The sequence below is a fragment of the Kineococcus gypseus genome (genome assembly GCF_050871305.1).
GTDB classification, from domain to species: domain Bacteria; phylum Actinomycetota; class Actinomycetes; order Actinomycetales; family Kineococcaceae; genus Kineococcus; species Kineococcus gypseus.
The window spans coordinates 25,467-42,547 of record NZ_JBJLRD010000039.1; the positions used below are offsets into that span (position 1 = coordinate 25,467).

The 17,081-nt window shown below is 77.9% G+C and carries 18 protein-coding genes; 16 read left to right on the forward strand and 2 right to left on the reverse strand.

The annotated features are described in order from the left end of the window. Positions 1–52: 52 nt before the first annotated feature. The 9 genes from ACRYMN_RS14665 (at position 53) to mutM (ending at position 7,888) form a co-directional block, all read left to right on the forward strand. Positions 53–1,147, forward strand: a complete 1,095-nt coding sequence (locus ACRYMN_RS14665) for a GGDEF domain-containing protein (protein WP_432496493.1) — start codon at positions 53–55, stop codon at positions 1,145–1,147. Positions 1,148–1,156: 9 nt separating this feature from the next. Then, entirely contained in the window at positions 1,157–3,373 is a 2,217-nt protein-coding gene (locus ACRYMN_RS14670) for an ATP-dependent DNA helicase RecG (protein WP_432496495.1), read from the forward strand. Next, positions 3,370–3,927, forward strand: a complete 558-nt coding sequence (gene rsmD / locus ACRYMN_RS14675) for a 16S rRNA (guanine(966)-N(2))-methyltransferase RsmD (protein WP_432496497.1) — start codon at positions 3,370–3,372, stop codon at positions 3,925–3,927. Before ACRYMN_RS14670 ends, rsmD begins: the two co-directional genes overlap by 4 nt. 79 nt (positions 3,928–4,006) lie before the next feature. Next, the gene (gene coaD / locus ACRYMN_RS14680; protein ID WP_432496532.1) at positions 4,007–4,552 is read left to right on the forward strand and encodes a pantetheine-phosphate adenylyltransferase; all 546 of its coding nucleotides are present in this window, start codon (positions 4,007–4,009) and stop codon (positions 4,550–4,552) included. A 2-nt stretch (positions 4,553–4,554) separates the two neighbouring features. Beyond that, the gene (locus tag ACRYMN_RS14685; protein ID WP_432496499.1) at positions 4,555–5,154 is read left to right on the forward strand and encodes an ATP synthase subunit B family protein; all 600 of its coding nucleotides are present in this window, start codon (positions 4,555–4,557) and stop codon (positions 5,152–5,154) included. Between the two features lie 214 nt (positions 5,155–5,368). Next, positions 5,369–5,959, forward strand: a complete 591-nt coding sequence (locus ACRYMN_RS14690) for a YceD family protein (RefSeq protein WP_432496501.1) — start codon at positions 5,369–5,371, stop codon at positions 5,957–5,959. A gap of 2 nt (positions 5,960–5,961) precedes the next feature. Next, positions 5,962–6,165 (forward strand): 50S ribosomal protein L32, encoded by a 204-nt coding sequence (gene rpmF, locus ACRYMN_RS14695; RefSeq protein WP_166611797.1) that lies wholly within the window; start codon positions 5,962–5,964, stop codon positions 6,163–6,165. 61 nt (positions 6,166–6,226) lie between these two features. Next, the gene (rnc, locus tag ACRYMN_RS14700) at positions 6,227–6,916 is read left to right on the forward strand and encodes a ribonuclease III (protein WP_432496504.1); all 690 of its coding nucleotides are present in this window, start codon (positions 6,227–6,229) and stop codon (positions 6,914–6,916) included. Between the two features lie 6 nt (positions 6,917–6,922). Beyond that, the gene (mutM, locus tag ACRYMN_RS14705) at positions 6,923–7,888 is read left to right on the forward strand and encodes a bifunctional DNA-formamidopyrimidine glycosylase/DNA-(apurinic or apyrimidinic site) lyase (protein ID WP_432496507.1); all 966 of its coding nucleotides are present in this window, start codon (positions 6,923–6,925) and stop codon (positions 7,886–7,888) included. 46 nt (positions 7,889–7,934) lie between these two features. On the opposite strand, the gene ACRYMN_RS14710 is transcribed toward mutM, so the two are convergent. Both ACRYMN_RS14710 and ACRYMN_RS14715 read right to left on the reverse strand, forming a co-directional pair. Continuing rightward, on the reverse strand, positions 7,935–8,363 hold the full coding sequence (locus ACRYMN_RS14710) for a VOC family protein (protein ID WP_432496510.1): 429 nt from the start codon (positions 8,361–8,363) through the stop codon (positions 7,935–7,937). 204 nt (positions 8,364–8,567) lie between these two features. Further along, positions 8,568–8,723, reverse strand: a complete 156-nt coding sequence (locus ACRYMN_RS14715) for a hypothetical protein (RefSeq protein WP_432496512.1) — start codon at positions 8,721–8,723, stop codon at positions 8,568–8,570. Between the two features lie 78 nt (positions 8,724–8,801). Here ACRYMN_RS14715 and ACRYMN_RS14720 point away from each other — a divergent pair, with 78 nt between their 5' ends. The 7 genes from ACRYMN_RS14720 to ACRYMN_RS14750 form a co-directional block, all read left to right on the forward strand. After that, on the forward strand, positions 8,802–9,083 hold the full coding sequence (locus ACRYMN_RS14720; RefSeq protein WP_432496534.1) for an acylphosphatase: 282 nt from the start codon (positions 8,802–8,804) through the stop codon (positions 9,081–9,083). 106 nt (positions 9,084–9,189) lie between these two features. Next, positions 9,190–12,753 (forward strand): chromosome segregation protein SMC, encoded by a 3,564-nt coding sequence (gene smc, locus ACRYMN_RS14725; RefSeq protein WP_432496514.1) that lies wholly within the window; start codon positions 9,190–9,192, stop codon positions 12,751–12,753. A gap of 118 nt (positions 12,754–12,871) precedes the next feature. Beyond that, on the forward strand, positions 12,872–13,156 hold the full coding sequence (locus tag ACRYMN_RS14730) for a hypothetical protein (RefSeq protein ID WP_432496516.1): 285 nt from the start codon (positions 12,872–12,874) through the stop codon (positions 13,154–13,156). Positions 13,157–13,267: 111 nt separating this feature from the next. Continuing rightward, on the forward strand, positions 13,268–14,467 hold the full coding sequence (ftsY, locus tag ACRYMN_RS14735; protein WP_432496519.1) for a signal recognition particle-docking protein FtsY: 1,200 nt from the start codon (positions 13,268–13,270) through the stop codon (positions 14,465–14,467). Between the two features lie 289 nt (positions 14,468–14,756). Further along, positions 14,757–16,121 carry an ammonium transporter gene (locus tag ACRYMN_RS14740; RefSeq protein ID WP_432496521.1) on the forward strand — a complete coding sequence of 455 codons (1,365 nt, stop codon included), beginning with the start codon at positions 14,757–14,759 and terminating at the stop codon, positions 16,119–16,121. After that, complete coding sequence (locus ACRYMN_RS14745; protein WP_432496524.1) at positions 16,118–16,456, forward strand: P-II family nitrogen regulator; 339 nt, start codon at positions 16,118–16,120, stop codon at positions 16,454–16,456. The genes ACRYMN_RS14740 and ACRYMN_RS14745 overlap by 4 nt, the downstream gene beginning before the upstream one ends. Before the next feature lie 69 nt (positions 16,457–16,525). Next, the coding region (locus tag ACRYMN_RS14750) for a nucleotidyltransferase domain-containing protein (protein WP_432496526.1) at positions 16,526–17,081 on the forward strand (556 nt) is incomplete at its 3' end.

A 17,081-nucleotide genomic window follows, 5' to 3' on the forward strand; every position in this document is an offset into this window, starting at 1 on the left:
AGCCCGCCGGACGGCGCGTCCCCGCAGCCCCTGGTGGGCGCCGCGGGACGGCGTGGCGAGCACCCGCGCCGCCGGCGTGCTCGCCCTGGTCGGCGCGCTCTACATGCTGCTGACCGGCCTGCTCGTGCCGCAGGCGCTCGGCGACGCGCCCGGCGCGCTGGCCGCGGTGGTGGCCGCCGCGTGCGCGCTGGCGCTGGTCAGCGCGGTGCCGACCCTCCTGCCGCACCGCGCTCCGGCCTCGAGCGCGGCGGTCCTCGGGCTCCTCGGCCTGGCGGAGATCGTCGTCCTCAACCTGCACACCCGCGACGTGTCCTTCAGCGGGCAGGTCTTCCTCGGCTGGCCGGCCCTGTACGCCGCCTACCACCTGCGCCGCGGCGCCGCCTGGACCACCACGGCGCTGTGCCTGGTGGCGCAGGTCGGCGTGCTGCTCACCCTCGACGGCTGGGACCGCGTGCAGCAGGACAGCCCCGCCTGGGCCACCACCTTCGCCGCGGTGACGTGGCTGACCTCCACCTGGCGCGACCGGCACGAGGCGCTGCTGGCCCGGCTGCGCGCCGAGGCCGCCGAGGACGCGCTCACCGGCCTGGCCAGCCGCCGCGCCTTCGACCGGGCGCTGGCGCGGCACCTGCAGCGCGGCACCGTCGGCGCCCTGCTGCTCGTCGACGTCGACCGCTTCAAGCAGGTCAACGACGAGCACGGGCACGCCGCCGGCGACGCGGTGCTGCGGGTGGTCGCCGACGAGCTGCGCGCCGTCTGCCGCCCCGGGGACGTCGTCGCGCGCCTGGGGGGCGACGAGCTGGCCGCCCTCCTCCTGGACGACGCGCCGCGCGCGCCGGGGACGGCGTGCCCGCTGGCCCGCGAGGCGGCCGAGCGCTTCCGCGCCGCCGTCGCCGGCCTGCGCGCCCCGACCGCCGACGGGCGCCCCGGCCCGCGCCTGAGCGTCAGCGTCGGCCTGGCAGGGCCCGGCGCGCCCGGCGAGGGCCCCGCGGCGCTGCTGGCGCGCGCCGACGCCGCCCTCTACGCCGCCAAGCGCGGCGGTCGCGACCGCGTCGTGGCCGGTCCCGCGCAGCCGTCCGCGCAGCCGTCCGCGCGCCCGTCCGCGCAGCCGTCCGCGTTGCTCCGGGGCGGCGTCGGGGGCGCGCAGTAGCCTGCCGCCGTGGACGAGCTGGACGCACCGCTGTCCGGCCGGCTGACGGCGCCCGCCGCGGCGCTGCTGGCCAAGGAGCTGGGCCTGGAGACCGTCCGCGACCTGCTGTGGCACCTGCCGCGCCGCTACGCCGAGCGCGGGCAGCTCACGCCCATCCGGCAGCTGACCGCGGGCGACGACGTGACGATCGTGGCGCGGGTCGTGCGCACCTCCCCGCCGCGGCGCATGCGCAACCGCGACGGGGCCCTGCTGCAGGTCGTCCTCGGCGACGGCCGCGACACCGTGGGGCTGACCTTCTTCGCGCGCAGCGTGCGCCAGTTCGCCCACCACGAGCGGCAGCTGCGCGAGGGCCGCACCGTGCTGGCCTCCGGGCGCGTGGAGGTCTTCAACGGCGCCTGGCAGCTGGCCCGGCCCGACTACCAGCCCCTCGACGACCACTCCGAGGACGCCGCCGCGCTGGCCGACCGCCCCGTGCCGCTGTACCCGGCCACCGGCAGGGCGCCGAGCTGGAAGGTCGCCAAGGCCGTGCAGACGGTGCTGGACGGCACGAGCGCGGTCCCCGACGTCCTGCCGCCCGAGGTCGTCGCCGCGGCCGGGCTGGCCGGCCCGCTGGAGGCGCTGCGCGCGGTGCACGCCCCGCGCGACCGCGCCGACGTCGCCCGCGGGCAGCGCCGGCTGCGCTACGAGGAGGCGTTCGTGCTGCAGACCGCGCTGGCGCAGCGGCGCGCCGGCGCCGCCCGCGAGCCGGCGGTGCCGCGCGTGCGCCGCGCGGACGGCCTGGCCGCCGCCTTCGACGGGCGCCTGCCGTTCCCGCTGACCGGCGCGCAGGTGCGCGTGGGCGAGGAGATCGCCGCCGACCTGGCCCGCGAGCACCCCATGCAGCGCCTGCTGCAGGGCGACGTCGGCTCCGGCAAGACGCTCGTGGCGCTGCGCGCGATGCTCACCGTCGTCGACGGCGGCGGGCAGGCCGCGCTGCTGGCGCCCACCGAGGTGCTCGCCTCCCAGCACCTGCGCTCGACCACCGCGGCCCTGGGCGACCTGGCCGCCGGGGGCCTGCTGGGCGGGCACGCCCCGGCCACGCGCGTGGTGCTGCTGACCGGCTCGATGGGCGCGGCCGCGCGCCGCGAGGCGCTGCTGGCCGCGGCGAGCGGGGAGGCCGGCATCGTCATCGGCACCCACGCCCTGCTCGAGGAGCACGTGCGCTTCGCCGACCTCGGCCTCGTCGTCGTCGACGAGCAGCACCGCTTCGGCGTCGAGCAGCGCGACGCGCTGCGCGCGAAGGCCACCAGCGTCCCGCACCTGCTCGTCATGACCGCCACGCCCATCCCGCGCACCGTGGCCATGACCGTCTTCGGCGACCTGGAGACCTCCGTGCTCGACGAGATGCCGCCCGGGCGCGCGGAGGTGACCACCGTGGCGGTGCCCATGCAGAACGAGGCGTGGGTGGACCGCGTGTGGCGGCGCGTGGCCGAGGAGGCGGCCCTGGGCCGGCAGGCCTACGTGGTGTGCGCGCGCATCGACGGCTCCGACGACGGCGCGCGCTCCGACGACGGCGGCGAGGGCCCCGGCGACGGCGACGGGCCCCCGCCCGAGGACGGCGAGAAGCGCCGCCCCCCCATGGCCGTCTCCGAGGTCGTCGAGGTCGTGCGCCACCACCCGGCCACCGCGCACCTGCGCACCGAGGTGCTGCACGGGCGCCTGGCCCCGGTGGAGAAGGACGACGTCATGCGCCGCTTCGCCGCCGGCGAGGTCGACGTCGTGGTCTCCACCACGGTCGTCGAGGTGGGCGTGGACGTGCCCAACGCCAGCGTCATGGTCGTCGTGGACGCCGACCGCTTCGGCGTCTCGCAGCTGCACCAGCTGCGCGGGCGCATCGGCCGCGGCGGGCTGCCGGGCACCTGCCTGCTCATGACGGAGGTCGAGGAGGCCTCCCCGGCCGGGCAGCGACTGTCGGCGCTGGTCGCCACGCGCGACGGCTTCGAGCTGGCCCGCCTGGACCTCGAGCAGCGCCGCGAGGGCGACGTGCTGGGCGCGGCGCAGTCCGGCAAGCGCTCCTCGCTGCGGCTGCTGGGCGTGCTCAAGGACGCCGACGTCATCGCCGACGCCCGCGCCGCCGCCTCGGCCCTGGTCGCCGCGGACCCCGCCCTCGCCCGGCACCCGGCGCTCGCGGCGGCCGTCGCCGACCGCGTCAGCGGCGAGACCGAGCGCTTCCTGGAGCGCGCGTGACGCGCATCGTGGCCGGCGCCGCGGGCGGGCGGCGGCTGGCGGTGCCGCCGGGGGGCACCACCCGGCCCACCAGCGACCGCGTGCGCGAGGCGCTGTTCTCCGCCCTGGAGGCGGCCGGGGCGGTGGACGGCGCGCGCGTGCTGGACCTGTACGCCGGCTCCGGCGCGCTGGGCCTGGAGGCCGCCAGCCGCGGCGCGCGCGAGGTGGTGCTGGTCGAGGCGGCCCGCGCCGCCGCGCGGACCGCCCGCGCCAACGCCGCCGCGCTGGGCCTGCCGGGGGTGCGGGTCGAGCACGAGCGCGTCGAGCGCTTCCTCGCGGGCGCGGGCGCGGGCACCGGCGGCGGCTGGGACCTGGTGCTGCTGGACCCGCCGTACGCGGTGGACGAGGACGCCCTGGCCGCGGTGCTGGCCGCCGTGGACCCGCTGCTGGCCGAGGGCGCCGACGTCGTCGTGGAGCGCTCCGCGCGCAGCCCCGAGCCGCGCTGGCCGGCCGGCTGGCCGCCGGCCCGGCTGCGCCGCTACGGCGAGACGGGCGTGTGGACGGTGCGCCGGTAGCGTGCGCGCCGTGACCGAGGCCACCGACGCGACCCCCCCGCCCGCGACGGCCCCGCCCGCGACGGCCCCGCGCCGCTGCGTGTGCCCCGGCAGCTTCGACCCGGTGACCCTCGGCCACGTCGACGTCGTGCTGCGCGCCGCGGACGTCTTCGACGTCGTGCACGTCGGCGTGGCCGTCAACCCCGCCAAGCAGGGCCTGTTCGACGGCCCCGAGCGGGTGCGGCTGGTGCGCGCGGCGCTGGAGGCCACCGGCGACGAGCGCGCCGGGCGGGTGGTGGTGGAGGAGTTCGCCGGCGGCCTGCTCGTCGAGCACTGCCGCCGCCTGGGCGCGCGGGTGGTCGTCAAGGGCCTGCGCGGGGGCACCGACTACGCCTACGAGCTGCCCATGGCGCTGATGAACCGGCACCTGGCGGACGTCGAGACGCTCTTCCTCGTCGGCGACCCGCGCTTCGGCCACGTCTCCTCCAGCCTGGTCAAGGAGGTCGCCCGCCACGGCGGCGACGTGGCCGACCTGCTGCCCGCGCCCGTGCACGAGGCGCTGCTGCGCCGCCTGGGCCGGCCGGTGGGGGAGGATGGTCCGCGGCCGCCGCGTGGGGCGGCCGCTGGACCCTCTGGAGGCAGGTAGTCGTGGAAGTGCACGAGAAGCTCGGCGAGCTCGCCGCGCTCGTGTCGGGGGCGCGCGCGGTGCCCCTGTCGTCGTCCGTCGTCGTGGACCGCGAGCAGCTGCTGCGCCTCGTCGCCGAGGTGCGCCGCCTGCTGCCGGCGGAGGTCCAGCAGGCCGGCGACGTCCTCGCCCAGCGCGACGAGGTCCTCGAGGCCGCCCGCGCCGAGGCCGACGAGCTGCTCTCGCGCGCCCGCGCGCGCGCCGAGGAGCTCACCGAGGCCCAGGCCGTCACCCGCGCCGCCCGCGAGCGCGCCGAGCACGTCGTGGCCACCGCCCGCGAGGAGGCCCGCCGCCTGCGCCTGGACGCCGACGCCTGGTGCGACGGCAAGCTCGGCGACTTCGAGGAGGAGCTGGAGCGCCTGCAGCAGCAGGCCCGGCGCGGGCGCGACCGGCTGAAGGTGCGCGCCCCCGAGCAGGACCAGGAGCAGCAGGAGCTGCAGGAGCGCGAGCAGGCCGGCGAGCGGGCGGGCGCCGGCACCGGTGCCCCGGACGGGGCGCGTGCCGGCGACGAGCCGGCGGCCGCCGGCGCCCACCCGGCCCCGCGGCCCGGCGCGCGCGGCTGAGCCCCGCCCGGCTGAGCCCCGCCCGGCCGGGCCCCGCGCGGGTGCGCGGCGCCGCGATTGGGTCCGCGGGCGTCCCTCGGCTACCCTGGTACCGGCCTCGACGCCGGTGAGCGTGGCCACCCCCGGTACGGCGTACCGCGCGGGTGGGGACGACCACGGGCGGCGGGGCCGTGTGGTGCTGCGCAGGCGTGGGAGGCAGGGGCAAGTGGTCAAGGTGCACGAGGGTCGACTGGACCCCAACGCCCCGCTCGTGCTGTCCACCCACGAGCTGGGCCGCCGACCGGGCACGATGCGCACGCTGCGGCGCACGGTCCCGGCCCCGGCAGACCTCGGCATCGCCGTCATCGGCGTGCCCGAGGGCAGCGACTTGGAGCTGGACCTGCGCCTCGAGGCCGTCATGGAGGGCGTGCTGGTCTCCGGCACGGTCCGCGGCCGGGCGGTCGGCGAGTGCGTGCGCTGCCTCACCGAGGTGACCGAAGACGTCGAGGTCGAGGTGCAGGAGCTGTTCGCCTACCCCGGCAAGACGCCCGCCGAGGTCGGCGAGGACGACGACGAGGTCCGCGAGGTCGCCCCCGGCGAGCTCATCGACCTCGAGCCGACGGTGCGCGACGCGGTCGTGCTGGAGCTGCCGTTCCAGCCCGAGTGCGACGGCCCCTGCCAGCAGGACTACGAGATCGGTGTCTCCGAGCGCACGCCCGGCGACGAGGGCACCGAGGAGCCGGCGGACCCGCGGTGGTCCGCCCTGCAGGGCCTGCTCGAGCAGCAGCCCGGCCAGACCCCGTCCGACACGAGAGAGAAGAGCTGACCGTGGCCGTCCCGAAGCGGAAGATGTCCCGCAGCAACACGCGGTCGCGCCGCGCCCAGTGGAAGGCGTCCGAGGAGACGCTGACCCGCACCGTGCAGCGCGGCCAGGTCGCCTACCAGCGCCCGCACACCGCGCGCGTCGTCACCGACTCCGCCGGCACCCCCCTGTACCTGGAGTACAAGGGCCGCAAGGTCAAGGACCTCTGAGCTGACCGCTGAGCAGGGCCGTGCCACCGGGCCGGGCGACGTCGCGGACGTCGCCCGGCTCGTGGCCGCCCTCGGCGTCGACATCGACGCCGGCCTGCTGCAGCAGGCCCTGACCCACCGCTCGTACGCCTACGAGCACGGCGGTCTGCCCACCAACGAGCGCCTGGAGTTCCTCGGGGACTCCGTGCTCGGGCTGGTGGTGACCGACAGCCTCTACCACCGCCACCCGGACGTCTCCGAGGGCCGGCTGGCCAAGCTGCGCGCCGCGGTGGTCAACTCCCGCGCGCTGGCGGAGATCGCGCGCGGCCTGGACCTGGGTGCGCACGTGCGCCTGGGCAAGGGCGAGGAGAGCACCGGCGGGCGCGACAAGTCCTCCATCCTGGCCGACACCACCGAGGCGGTCATCGGCGCCGCGTACCTCTCGGCGGGCCTGGAGGCCACCCGCGCGCTCGTGCTGCGCCTGACCGCCGACGTGCTGGAGTCCTCCGAGCGCCTCGGCGCGGGCACCGACTGGAAGACGGCGCTGCAGGAGCTGACGGCCGCCTCCGGCCTGGGCGTGCCCTCCTACCTCATCACCGACTCCGGCCCCGACCACGCCAAGAGCTTCACCGCCGACGCCGTCGTCGGCGGCACCGCGCTGGGCCACGGCGAGGGGCGCAGCAAGAAGGAGGCCGAGCAGAAGGCCGCCGCCGCCGCCGTGGAGTCGCTGGAGCGGGCCCGCACCGCCCGGGCCGTGCGCACCGGCGGCTGAGAGCGCGTGCCGGAGCTGCCCGAGGTCGAGGTGGTGCGCCGGGGCCTGGCCCGCTGGGTCGCCGGCCGCCGCGTGCGCGAGACGCACCTGCTGCACCCGCGCGTGGCCCGGCGCCACCTCGCCGGCCACGACGACGCCGTCGCCCGCCTGGACGGGCTCGTGCTCGCCGACGCCGTGCGCCGCGGCAAGTACCTGTGGATGCCCCTGGCGCAGGCCCCCGGCGAGGACGTCCCCGCCGACGAGGCGCTGGTGGTGCACCTGGGCATGAGCGGGCAGCTGCTCGTGGAGGCCGAGGACGCCCCGCAGGAGAAGCACCTGCGCGCCCGCTGGCGCTTCCACGACGAGCCGCTGCCCGCCGAGCCCGCCGGCACCGCCGGCACCGAGCTGCGGTTCGTGGACCAGCGCACCTTCGGCGGCGTGGCCGTCGTGCCGCTCGTGCCCGTCCCCGACGGCGGGCCCGGCGGCCTAGGCGAGCACCCGGGCGCGCCGTGGGCGGCCACGCTGCCCGAGCCGGTCGCGCACATCGCCCGCGACCCCCTCGACCCCGCCTTCGACGACGCCGCCTTCACCCGCCGGCTGCGCGCGCGCAGCACCGGGGTCAAGCGCGCCCTGCTGGACCAGGCGCTCATCTCCGGGGTGGGCAACATCTACGCCGACGAGGCGCTGTGGCGCGCCCGGCTGCACTGGGCCCGGCCCACCGCCTCGCTGCGCCCGGCGCAGGTGGCGCTGCTGCTGGCGGGGCTGCGCGAGGTCGTGACGGCCGCCCTGGACGCCGGCGGCACGAGCTTCGACTCCCTGTACGTGAACGTCAACGGCGCCAGCGGCTACTTCGACCGCTCGCTGGCGGTGTACGGGCAGGCCGGTCGGCCGTGCCCGCGCTGCGGCACCCCGGTGCGCCGCGACGCCTTCATGAACCGCTCGTCGTTCAGCTGCCCGTCGTGCCAGCCGAGGCCGCGCACCCCGGCCCCCTGAGCACCCGCGCCCGCCGGCGCGGCCGGGCGCTGCGCTCGCAGCGCCGTCAGCGCGGTCCGGCCAGGCCGACCAGGTTCCCCGCAGAGTCGCGGACGTGGGCCACGACCAGGCCTGACGGGGACGTCTCGGGGCCCACGACCCGCGTCCCGCCGAGGCGCTGCGCCCGCTGCACCGCGGCCGCGACGTCGGGGACGCCCACGTAGAACAGCACCCGCGGACCGTGGCCGGCGCCACCGCCCACGCCCCCGGGGATCCCCACCCCCTCCCGCGTGCGACCGGGATCGGTGAAGCCGTAGTCGTCCGGCACGGACACCGCAGCCGCCACGAGGCCGGACGTGTCGAAGGTCCACCCGAACAGGTGGCCGTAGTAGTCGCGCAGTCCTCGCGCGTCCTCGCCGACGACCTCGAAGTGGACGACGGGGTCGGGCGCGCGGTCGGGCGCGCGGTCGGTCGGGCGGTCGGTCGGGTCGGGCACGTGAGCTCCTCGGGTGGTCGCTGCACCGCTGACCCGGCAGCGCCGGGGAACTCATCGCCGCCACAGGGGTCACCACCCCGGGAGGTCGACACCGGTGGCACGGCCCGGCCGGGCGGGGCACCCCTCGGGGGGCCGGGCGCAGCTCCCGCAGCGGGTCGCCGCCGTCGACGAGGACCCGCCCGCCGGGGGCCGGGGCGGCGCGGATCAGCTCCAGCGCGCGCCGGGCAGCCCGCGCTCGCGCACCGCAGCGGCCACGGGGAAGCCCTCGAACACCTGCGAGGTGCGGCCCGTCGCGCTGAACCCGGGCGGCAGCGAGCCCAGGCCCCCGGTGGCGAACAGGTCGGCTCCGTTCCAGCTCACGCGAGGCGGCCTGCCCGCCGCCGCGCCCCTACGCTGCCCGCCGTGGACGACGCGACCGCGGCGGGCGCGACGCCCCCGGTGCCCGAGCGGCTGACCGCCTTCGTCTCCGGCCGGGTGCAGGGCGTGGGCTTCCGCTGGTGGACGCGCTCGCAGGCGCTGGAGCTCGGCCTGACCGGGCGGGCGGTGAACAAGACCGACGGGCGGGTGGAGGTCGTCGCCGAGGGCCCGCGCCCGGCCCTGGAGCAGCTGCTGGCCCGGCTGGGCGAGCAGCCCGGCCCGCCCGGGCGCCCCGGGAGCGTCGGCGCCGTCGTGGGGCACTGGTCCGCCGCCCGCGGCGCGACGGGCTTCACCACGGGCTGAGCCCCCGCGCCGGTGCGCCCGTGCGGGTCCGGCCGTGCGGGTCGGTGCGCGGCTGCCGGGCGCGGCGGCCCGGCAGCGTCCCCGCCGCTGGTTAGGCTCGCTGACCGTGCACCTGAAGACCCTCACCCTCAAGGGGTTCAAGTCGTTCGCGTCCGCCACGACGCTGCGGCTGGAACCGGGGATCACGTGCGTGGTCGGCCCGAACGGCTCGGGCAAGTCCAACGTCGTGGACGCCCTGACCTGGGTGATGGGCGAGCACAGCGCCAAGAGCCTGCGCGGCGGCAAGATGGAGGACGTCATCTTCGCCGGCACCACCGGCCCGTCCGGGCGCGCGCAGCTGGGCCGCGCCGAGGTGAGCCTGACCATCGACAACACCGACGGCGCCCTGCCCATCGAGTACGCCGAGGTGACGATCACCCGGACGATGTTCCGCACCGGCGGCTCGGAGTACGCCATCAACGGCGCGCAGTGCCGGCTGCTGGACGTGCAGGAGCTGCTCTCGGACTCCGGCATCGGCCGCGAGATGCACGTCGTCGTCGGCCAGGGGCAGATCGACGCCGTGCTGCACGCCTCCCCGGAGGAGCGCCGCGCGTTCGTCGAGGAGGCCGCCGGCGTCCTGAAGCACCGCCGCCGCAAGGAGAAGGCGCTGCGCAAGCTCGACGCGATGGAGGGCAACCTCACGCGCGTGGCCGACCTGGTCACCGAGATCCGCCGCCAGCTCAAGCCGCTGGGCCGGCAGGCCGAGGCCGCCCGCCGCGCGCAGGTGGTGCAGGCGGACCTGCGCGACGCGCGGCTGCGGCTGCTGGCCGACGACCTCGTGCAGGCCCAGAGCACCCTGCAGCGCGAGGAGGCCGACGAGGCGGCGCTGCGCCGGCGCCAGGAGCGCGTGGAGGCCGACCTGGCCGAGGCCACCACCCGGCTGGCCGCCGCCGAGGCCGCCGCCGCCGCGGCCGCGCCCGACCTGGCCCGCGCCGTGGAGACGCACCACCGGCTGCAGGCGCTGGCCGAGCGGCTGCGCGGGGTGCGGGCCCTGGCCGCGGAGCGGCTGCGCCTGCTGGCCGCCGAGCCGGACGAGCGCACCGGCCGCGACCCGGGGGAGCTGTCGGCGGCCGCCGAGCGCGTGCGCGCGGAGGAGGCGCAGCTGACCGCTCTGGTGGCGCAGCACCGCGCCGCCCTCGACGACGTGCTCGCCCGCCGCGCCGAGGCCGACCGCGCCGCCGCCGAGGAGGACCGGCGCGTGGCCGCCGCCCTGCGCGCGGCCGCGGACCGCCGCGAGGGCCTGGCGCGCCTCGGCGGGCAGGTCGCCGCCGCCCGCAGCCGCGTGGAGGTCGGCGAGGCGGAGCTGGAGCGCCTCTCCGGCGCGCTGGCCGACGCCGAGCAGCGCCGCGCGCGCGCCCAGGCCGACTTCGCCGCCCTGGAGACGCAGGTCGCCGGCGTGGAGGAGGGCGAGGAGGGCCTGGACGCCGAGCACGAGGAGGCTGCCGCGGCCCTGGCCGCCGCCGGGGCCGCGCACGAGGCCGCCCGCGCCGAGGAGCGCACCGCCGCGCAGGAGCGCGCGCGCTGGGCCGCGCGCAAGGAGGCCCTGGAGATCGGCCTGGAGCGCGGCGACGGCGCCGGGGCGCTGCTGGCCGCCGGCGAGGCGCTCTCGGGCGTGCTGGGCTCGGTGGCCGCGCTGCTCGACGTCGAGCCGGGCTGGGAGCAGGCCGTGGCCGCCGCCCTGGGCGCGGCCGCCGACGCGGTCGCGGTGGCCGGCCCGGGCGCGGCCGCCGAGGCGCTGGAGCACCTCAAGCGCGAGGACGCCGGTCGCGCGCAACTGCTCGTCGCCGGTCCGGGCACCTCCGACTGGAGCCTGGTGGCCCCCGAGGGCAGCCGGCCGGCGCTGGAGCTCGTGCGCGCGCCCGAGGACCTGCGCCCCGCGCTGGTGCGCCTGCTCGGCGACGTCGTCGTCGTCGAGGACCTCGACGCGGCCCGGCGCGCGGTCGGCCGCGGCCTGGTGGCCGTCACCCGCGACGGCGACCTGCTCGGCGAGCACCGCGCCGCCGGCGGCTCGGCCTCCGCGCCCAGCCTGCTGCAGGTGCAGGCCGCCGTCGACGAGGCCGCCGACGCGCTCTCGGCCGCCGAGCACCGCCTGCAGCGCGCCCAGTTCGCCCTGACCGCCGCCGGGCACGAGCGCGCGCGCGCCGCGGACCGCGTCGAGGCGGCCCTGGAGCGCCTGCACGAGAACGACGCGCGCATGAACGCCGTGGCCGAGCAGCTGGCCCACCTGGGCGCGGCGGTGCGCGCCGCCGCCGCCGAGGCCGAGCGCGCCGCCGCCACCCGCACGCAGGTCGCCGCCCGCCTGGAGTCCGACCGCGCCCAGCACGCCGAGCTGGGCGAGCGCTTCGAGGCCGCCTCCGCCGCGCCCGCCGACGACGGCGCGGGCACCTCCACCGACGAGCGCGACCGCCTGGCCGAGCACGCCCGCGCCCTGGGGCGCGCCGAGACCGAGGCGCGCCTGGCGCTGCGCACCACCGAGGAGCGCGCCCGCGCCCTGGCCGGGCGCGCCGACGCCCTGGAGCGCCAGGCCGGCGAGGAGCTGCGCGCCCGCGAGCGCGCCGCGGCCCGCCGCGCCCGCCGCGCCGAGCAGCAGCGCGTGGCCACCGGTGTGCGCGAGGGCGCCGAGCGGGCCCTGGCGCGCTGGGAGTCCTCCGCCGCCGAGGCCGCCCGCCTGCGCGCGGCCGCCGAGAGCGCCCGCGCCCGCCTCGACGAGGAGGTCGGCGCCGCCCGCAGCGCGGTCGCCTCCCTGGGCGCCGAGCAGCAGCGCCTGGGCGACTCCCGCCACGCGGACGAGGTCGCCCGCGCCCAGCAGCGCTGGCGCGTCGAGCAGCTGCGCACCCGCTCCCTGGAGGAGCTGGGCACCGACCCGGACGTGCTGGTCGCCGAGTTCGGCCCGGACCGGCCGGTGCCGCCGTCACCGCCGGCGCCGGGGGACCCCGAGCCCGACGAGCCGGCGCAGCCGCGCCCGTACGTGCGCGCCGAGCAGGAGCGGCGCCGCCGCGCCGCCGAGCGGGCCCTGGCCCAGCTGGGCACCGTCAACCCGCTGGCGCTGGAGGAGTACGCGGCCATGGAGGAGCGCCACGCGTTCCTCGTCACGCAGTCCGAGGACCTCAAGAAGTCCCGCGGCGACCTGCTGGCCATCGTCAAGGAGGTCGACGAGCGCGTCGAGCGCGTCTTCGCCGAGGCCTTCGCCGACGTCGCCGCGCAGTTCGAGGAGGTCTTCCCGCGCCTGTTCCCCGGCGGCGAGGGCCGCCTGGTCCTCACCGACCCCTCCGACATGCTCGCCACCGGCATCGAGGTGGAGGCGCGCCCGGCGGGCAAGAAGGTCAAGCGCCTGTCGCTGCTGTCCGGCGGGGAGCGCTCGCTGGCCGCCGTGGCGATGCTCGTGGCCATCTTCCGCGCCCGCCCCAGCCCCTTCTACGTCCTCGACGAGGTCGAGGCGGCCCTCGACGACGCGAACCTCTCGCGCCTGATCACCCTGTTCGAGGAGCTGCGCGCCTCCAGCCAGCTCATCGTCATCACCCACCAGAAGCGCACGATGCAGATCGCCGACGCGCTCTACGGGGTGACGATGCGCGGCGACGGCGTGAGCACCGTCGTCAGCCAGCGCCTGCGGCAGGTGGCGCTGGCCTGACCGGCGGCCGGACGGCCGGCGGCCCGGTGGTGACGTCGCGGCGACCCCTTGGTCACGGAGCAGCAACACCACCGTGGCGCGGTGGTGCGGGCGGGGAGCGCGGGGCAGTGTGGGTCCCGTGGTGCTGACGACCCTGATCGTGACGTTCTCCCTCGTGGTGGGACTCGCGCTGGCGGTCCTGCTGTCCGTCGCCGCCCCGCCGATGCGCGCCCGCGGCAGCCGGCTGGTGGCGCGCCTGGACGCGCTGGCCGAGCGCTGGGGCCCGGTGGCGGCCCGCTCGGCCGCCCGCGCCCGCGAGCGCGCCCAGCACGCCGCCGAGCACGCCGCCGACCAGCTGGGCCAGCGCGCCGCGGCGCGCCGCACCCGCTCCGCCGAGGAGCCCGGGGCCGCGCGCGCCCGCTGAGGCCCGCGCCCGCTGAGCCCCGCGCCCGCTGAGGCCCGCGCCCGCTGAGCCCCGGCACCGCCCGGGACCGCCGGGCGGTGCGGGCGGCGGGGTCTGGGAGGATCGGCGTCCGTGGAGACCCTCGACATCGTCATCGGCGTCGCCGTCCTGATCGCCCTGGCGGGGGTCGGCGCCCTGGCCGGTCTGGTGCGCCCGCGGCGCCGGCGCGGCTCCGCGCTGCCGCGCACGCCGCACCAGGCCGACAGCCCGCTGCTCGGCTCGCGCCCGGACACCGACCCGCTGCCCGGCGTGGGCGACGACGCCGAGGTGCCGCGCGACTCGCCCAGCCGGGCCGTGGACGTCGTCGAGCTGCCGGAGGAGGCGCCCGGGCCGCTCACCGAGCGCCCCGCCTCGGCCGCCGGGCGCCTGGTGCGCCTGCGCGAGCGCCTGGCGCGCTCGAACTCCGCCCTGGGCCAGGGGCTGCTGGCGCTGCTCTCGCGCGACACCCTCGACGAGTCCACCTGGGAGGAGGTCGAGGAGACGCTGCTGCTGGCCGACGTCGGCGTCGGCCCGACCACCGAGATCGTCGACCACCTGCGCGAGCGCGTGCGGGTGCTGGGCACCCGCGAGCCGGCGCAGCTGCGCGAGCTGCTGCGCGAGGAGCTGCTGGCGGCGGTCGGCCCGGACGCCGGCCGCGCCCTGGCCACCGAGCGCCACGAGGACCGCCCCGCCGTGGTCCTCGTCGTCGGCGTCAACGGCACCGGCAAGACCACCACCGTCGGCAAGCTGGCCCGCGTGCTCGTCGCGCAGGACAAGGACGTCGTGCTGGGCGCGGCCGACACCTTCCGCGCCGCCGCCGCCGAGCAGCTGGCCACCTGGGGCGAGCGCGTGGGCGTGCCCACGGTGCGCTCCGAGCGCGACGGCGCCGACCCCGCCGCCGTCGCCTTCGACTCCGTCAAGGCCGGGATCGAGGCCGACGCCGACGTGGTGCTGGTCGACACCGCCGGGCGCCTGCAGAACAAGGCCGGCCTCATGGACGAGCTGGGCAAGGTCAAGCGCGTGCTGGAGCGGCACGGCCCCGTGGACGAGGTGCTGCTGGTGCTGGACGCCACCACCGGGCAGAACGGGCTGCGCCAGGCCGCGGTCTTCTCCGAGGTCGTGGCCGTCACCGGCATCGTGCTGACGAAGCTGGACGGCACCGCCAAGGGCGGCATCGTCGTGGCCGTGCAGCGCCAGCTGGGGGTGCCGGTGAAGCTGATCGGGCTGGGGGAGGGGCCGGACGACCTGGCGCCCTTCGAGGCCGCGGCGTTCGTGGACGCGCTGCTGTCCTGAGCGCGGCGCCCCGCGCCGACCGCGCCGTCCGCGCCGTCCGTGCGGAGCAGCGCGCGCAGCCGGGTGGGCACGCACGGTGAGGTCGCGGCGGCGCGCTGCTGCGGACGGGTGACACGCCGGGAGGCGTAACGCGATGTTCACACCGCGGGGGTCGCCGTCACCGACACGAAACACGCCGCGCCGACGGGCGTAACACGCCGGCGCCACGGTGGAGCCGCTCCACGCCGCACCCGCGGCTCCCCCGTCCCCCGCCGGCGCGCGCCGGCCTCGCGGAAGGCCCCTGTTGCCCATGGACACCGGTGACACCGCCTGGGTCCTCACCAGCGCTGCTCTCGTGCTGCTGATGACCCCCGGCCTGGCGCTCTTCTACGGCGGCATGGTCCGCGCCAAGAGCGTCCTGAACATGATGATGATGAGCTTCGGAGCCCTCGCGCTGATCAGCGTGCTGTGGGTGCTCTGGGGCTACTCGATGGCCTTCGGGGACGACGTCGGCGGCGGTCTGCTCGGCGACCCGTTCGAGTTCTTCGGCCTCTCGGGCCTGATGGGCACCAACGGCCTCGAGGGCGGGTTCCAGTCCAACAGCCTCGTCTTCACGATCCCCTCGATGGCGTTCGTGGCGTTCCAGGCCGTCTTCGCCATCATCACCGTGGCCCTGATCTCCGGTGCCGTCGCCGATCGCGCCCGCTTCGGCCCGTGGATGCTCTTCGCCGGCGTGTGGGCCACCGTCGTGTACTTCCCCGTGGCGCACTGGGTCTTCGCCTTCGACGGCGCCGAGTCCGAGACCGGCGGCTGGATCGCCAACCAGCTGCTGGCCATCGACTTCGCCGGCGGCACCGCGGTGCACATCAACGCCGGCGCGGCGGGCCTGGCCCTGGCGCTGGTGCTGGGCAAGCGCCGCGGCTTCGGCCGCGAGCCGATGCGCCCGCACAACCTGCCGCTCGTGATGCTCGGCGCGGGCCTGCTGTGGTTCGGCTGGTTCGGCTTCAACTCCGGCTCGGCGCTGTCGGCCAACGGCCAGGCCGCGACCGTCTGGGTCACCACGGTGGCCGCCACCGGCGCCGCGATCCTCGGCTGGCTGGTCACCGAGCGCTTCCGCGACGGGCACGCGACCTCCCTGGGCGCCGCCTCCGGCGCGGTCGCCGGCCTGGTGGCCATCACCCCGGCCTGCTCCGCGGTCAACCCGGTCGGCGCGCTCGTCATCGGCCTGGTCGCCGGCGTGCTGTGCGCCCTGGCCGTGGGCCTGAAGTACAAGCTGGGCTACGACGACTCCCTCGACGTCGTCGGCGTGCACCTCGTCGGCGGCCTGTGGGGCACCCTGGCCGTGGGCCTGTTCGCCACCAGCACCGCCACCGCCGGCGTGGACGGCCTCTTCTTCGGCGGCGGCGTGGACCAGCTGTGGCGCCAGGCGGTCGGCGCGCTGGCCGTCCTGGTCTTCTCCTTCGTCCTGACCTGGGTCATCGCCACCGCCATCCAGAGGACGGTCGGCTTCCGCCTGGACGTCGAGGACGAGGTCACCGGCATCGACCAGGTCGAGCACGCCGAGACCGGCTACGACCTGGGCACCCTCGGCGGCGGCGGCCTGGTCGGCGGTGGCGCCCCGCGCCCCGACGCCCGCACCAGCACCGCCCACGGCACCTCGGAGGTCTCCGCGTGAAGCTCCTCACCGCCATCATCAAGCCGCACAAGCTCGACGACGTGAAGGCCGCCCTGGAGGCCTACGGCGTGCAGGGCCTGACCGTCTCGGAGGCCTCCGGCTACGGCCGCCAGCGCGGGCACACCGAGGTCTACCGCGGCGCCGAGTACACCGTGGACATGGTCCCGAAGGTGCGCGTGGAGGTCCTCGTCGACGACGTGGACGTCGACGACATCGTCGAGGTGGTCGTCAAGAGCGCCCAGACCGGTCGCATCGGCGACGGCAAGGTCTGGACGCAGCCGGTGGACGACGTGGTGCGCGTGCGCACCGGCGAGCACGGGCCGGACGCCCTGTGAGCCGCTCCACCCCCGCGGTGCGAGGTCGCGCTGGGCGCTGACCTGCGCACCGAGCGACTCGCGCTGGCGGTGCGGGCCGGGCGTCCCGGCCCGCACCGCCGCGCCGAGCTGGTGCAGCTCGTGGAGTCGCGGCTGCGCGACGTGTGGGACCGGGCGGTCGCACCGCTGCCCGGGCTGCTGGCCGACCCCGACGGCCCGCCGGGGGCCACCTCCGGCGTGGCGCTGGCCTGCGTGGGCTCCCTGGCCCGCGGGGACTGCGGGCCGGCCAGCGACGTGGACCTGGTGCTCCTGCACGACGGCCGGCGCCTGAGCGCGCCCGACGTGGCCGCGCTGGCCGACCGCGTCTGGTACCCGCTGTGGGACGCCGGGCTGCGCCTGGACCACTCCGTGCGCACCGCGAAGGAGTGCCGCGAGGTCGCCGCCCACGACCTCGCCGCCGCCACCGGGCTGCTGGACCTGCGCGTGGTCGCCGGGGACGGCGGCCTGGTCGCGCGCACCCGCGGGCACCTGCTGGACGACTGGCGGGGGGGGGGGGGGGGGGGGCGGGCGGAGGGGCTGGTCTGCCTCTCCGAGCTCGACCTCCGCCGCGGCGAGGACGTCTACCTCGACGTGAAGTTACTAAATA

What these genes read in the sequence shown, in the direction of transcription:
- ACRYMN_RS14740 (WP_432496521.1), top strand. Translation starts at nt 14,757, where the DNA reads ATGGACACCGGTGACACCGCCTGGGTCCTCACCAGCGCTGCTCTCGTG.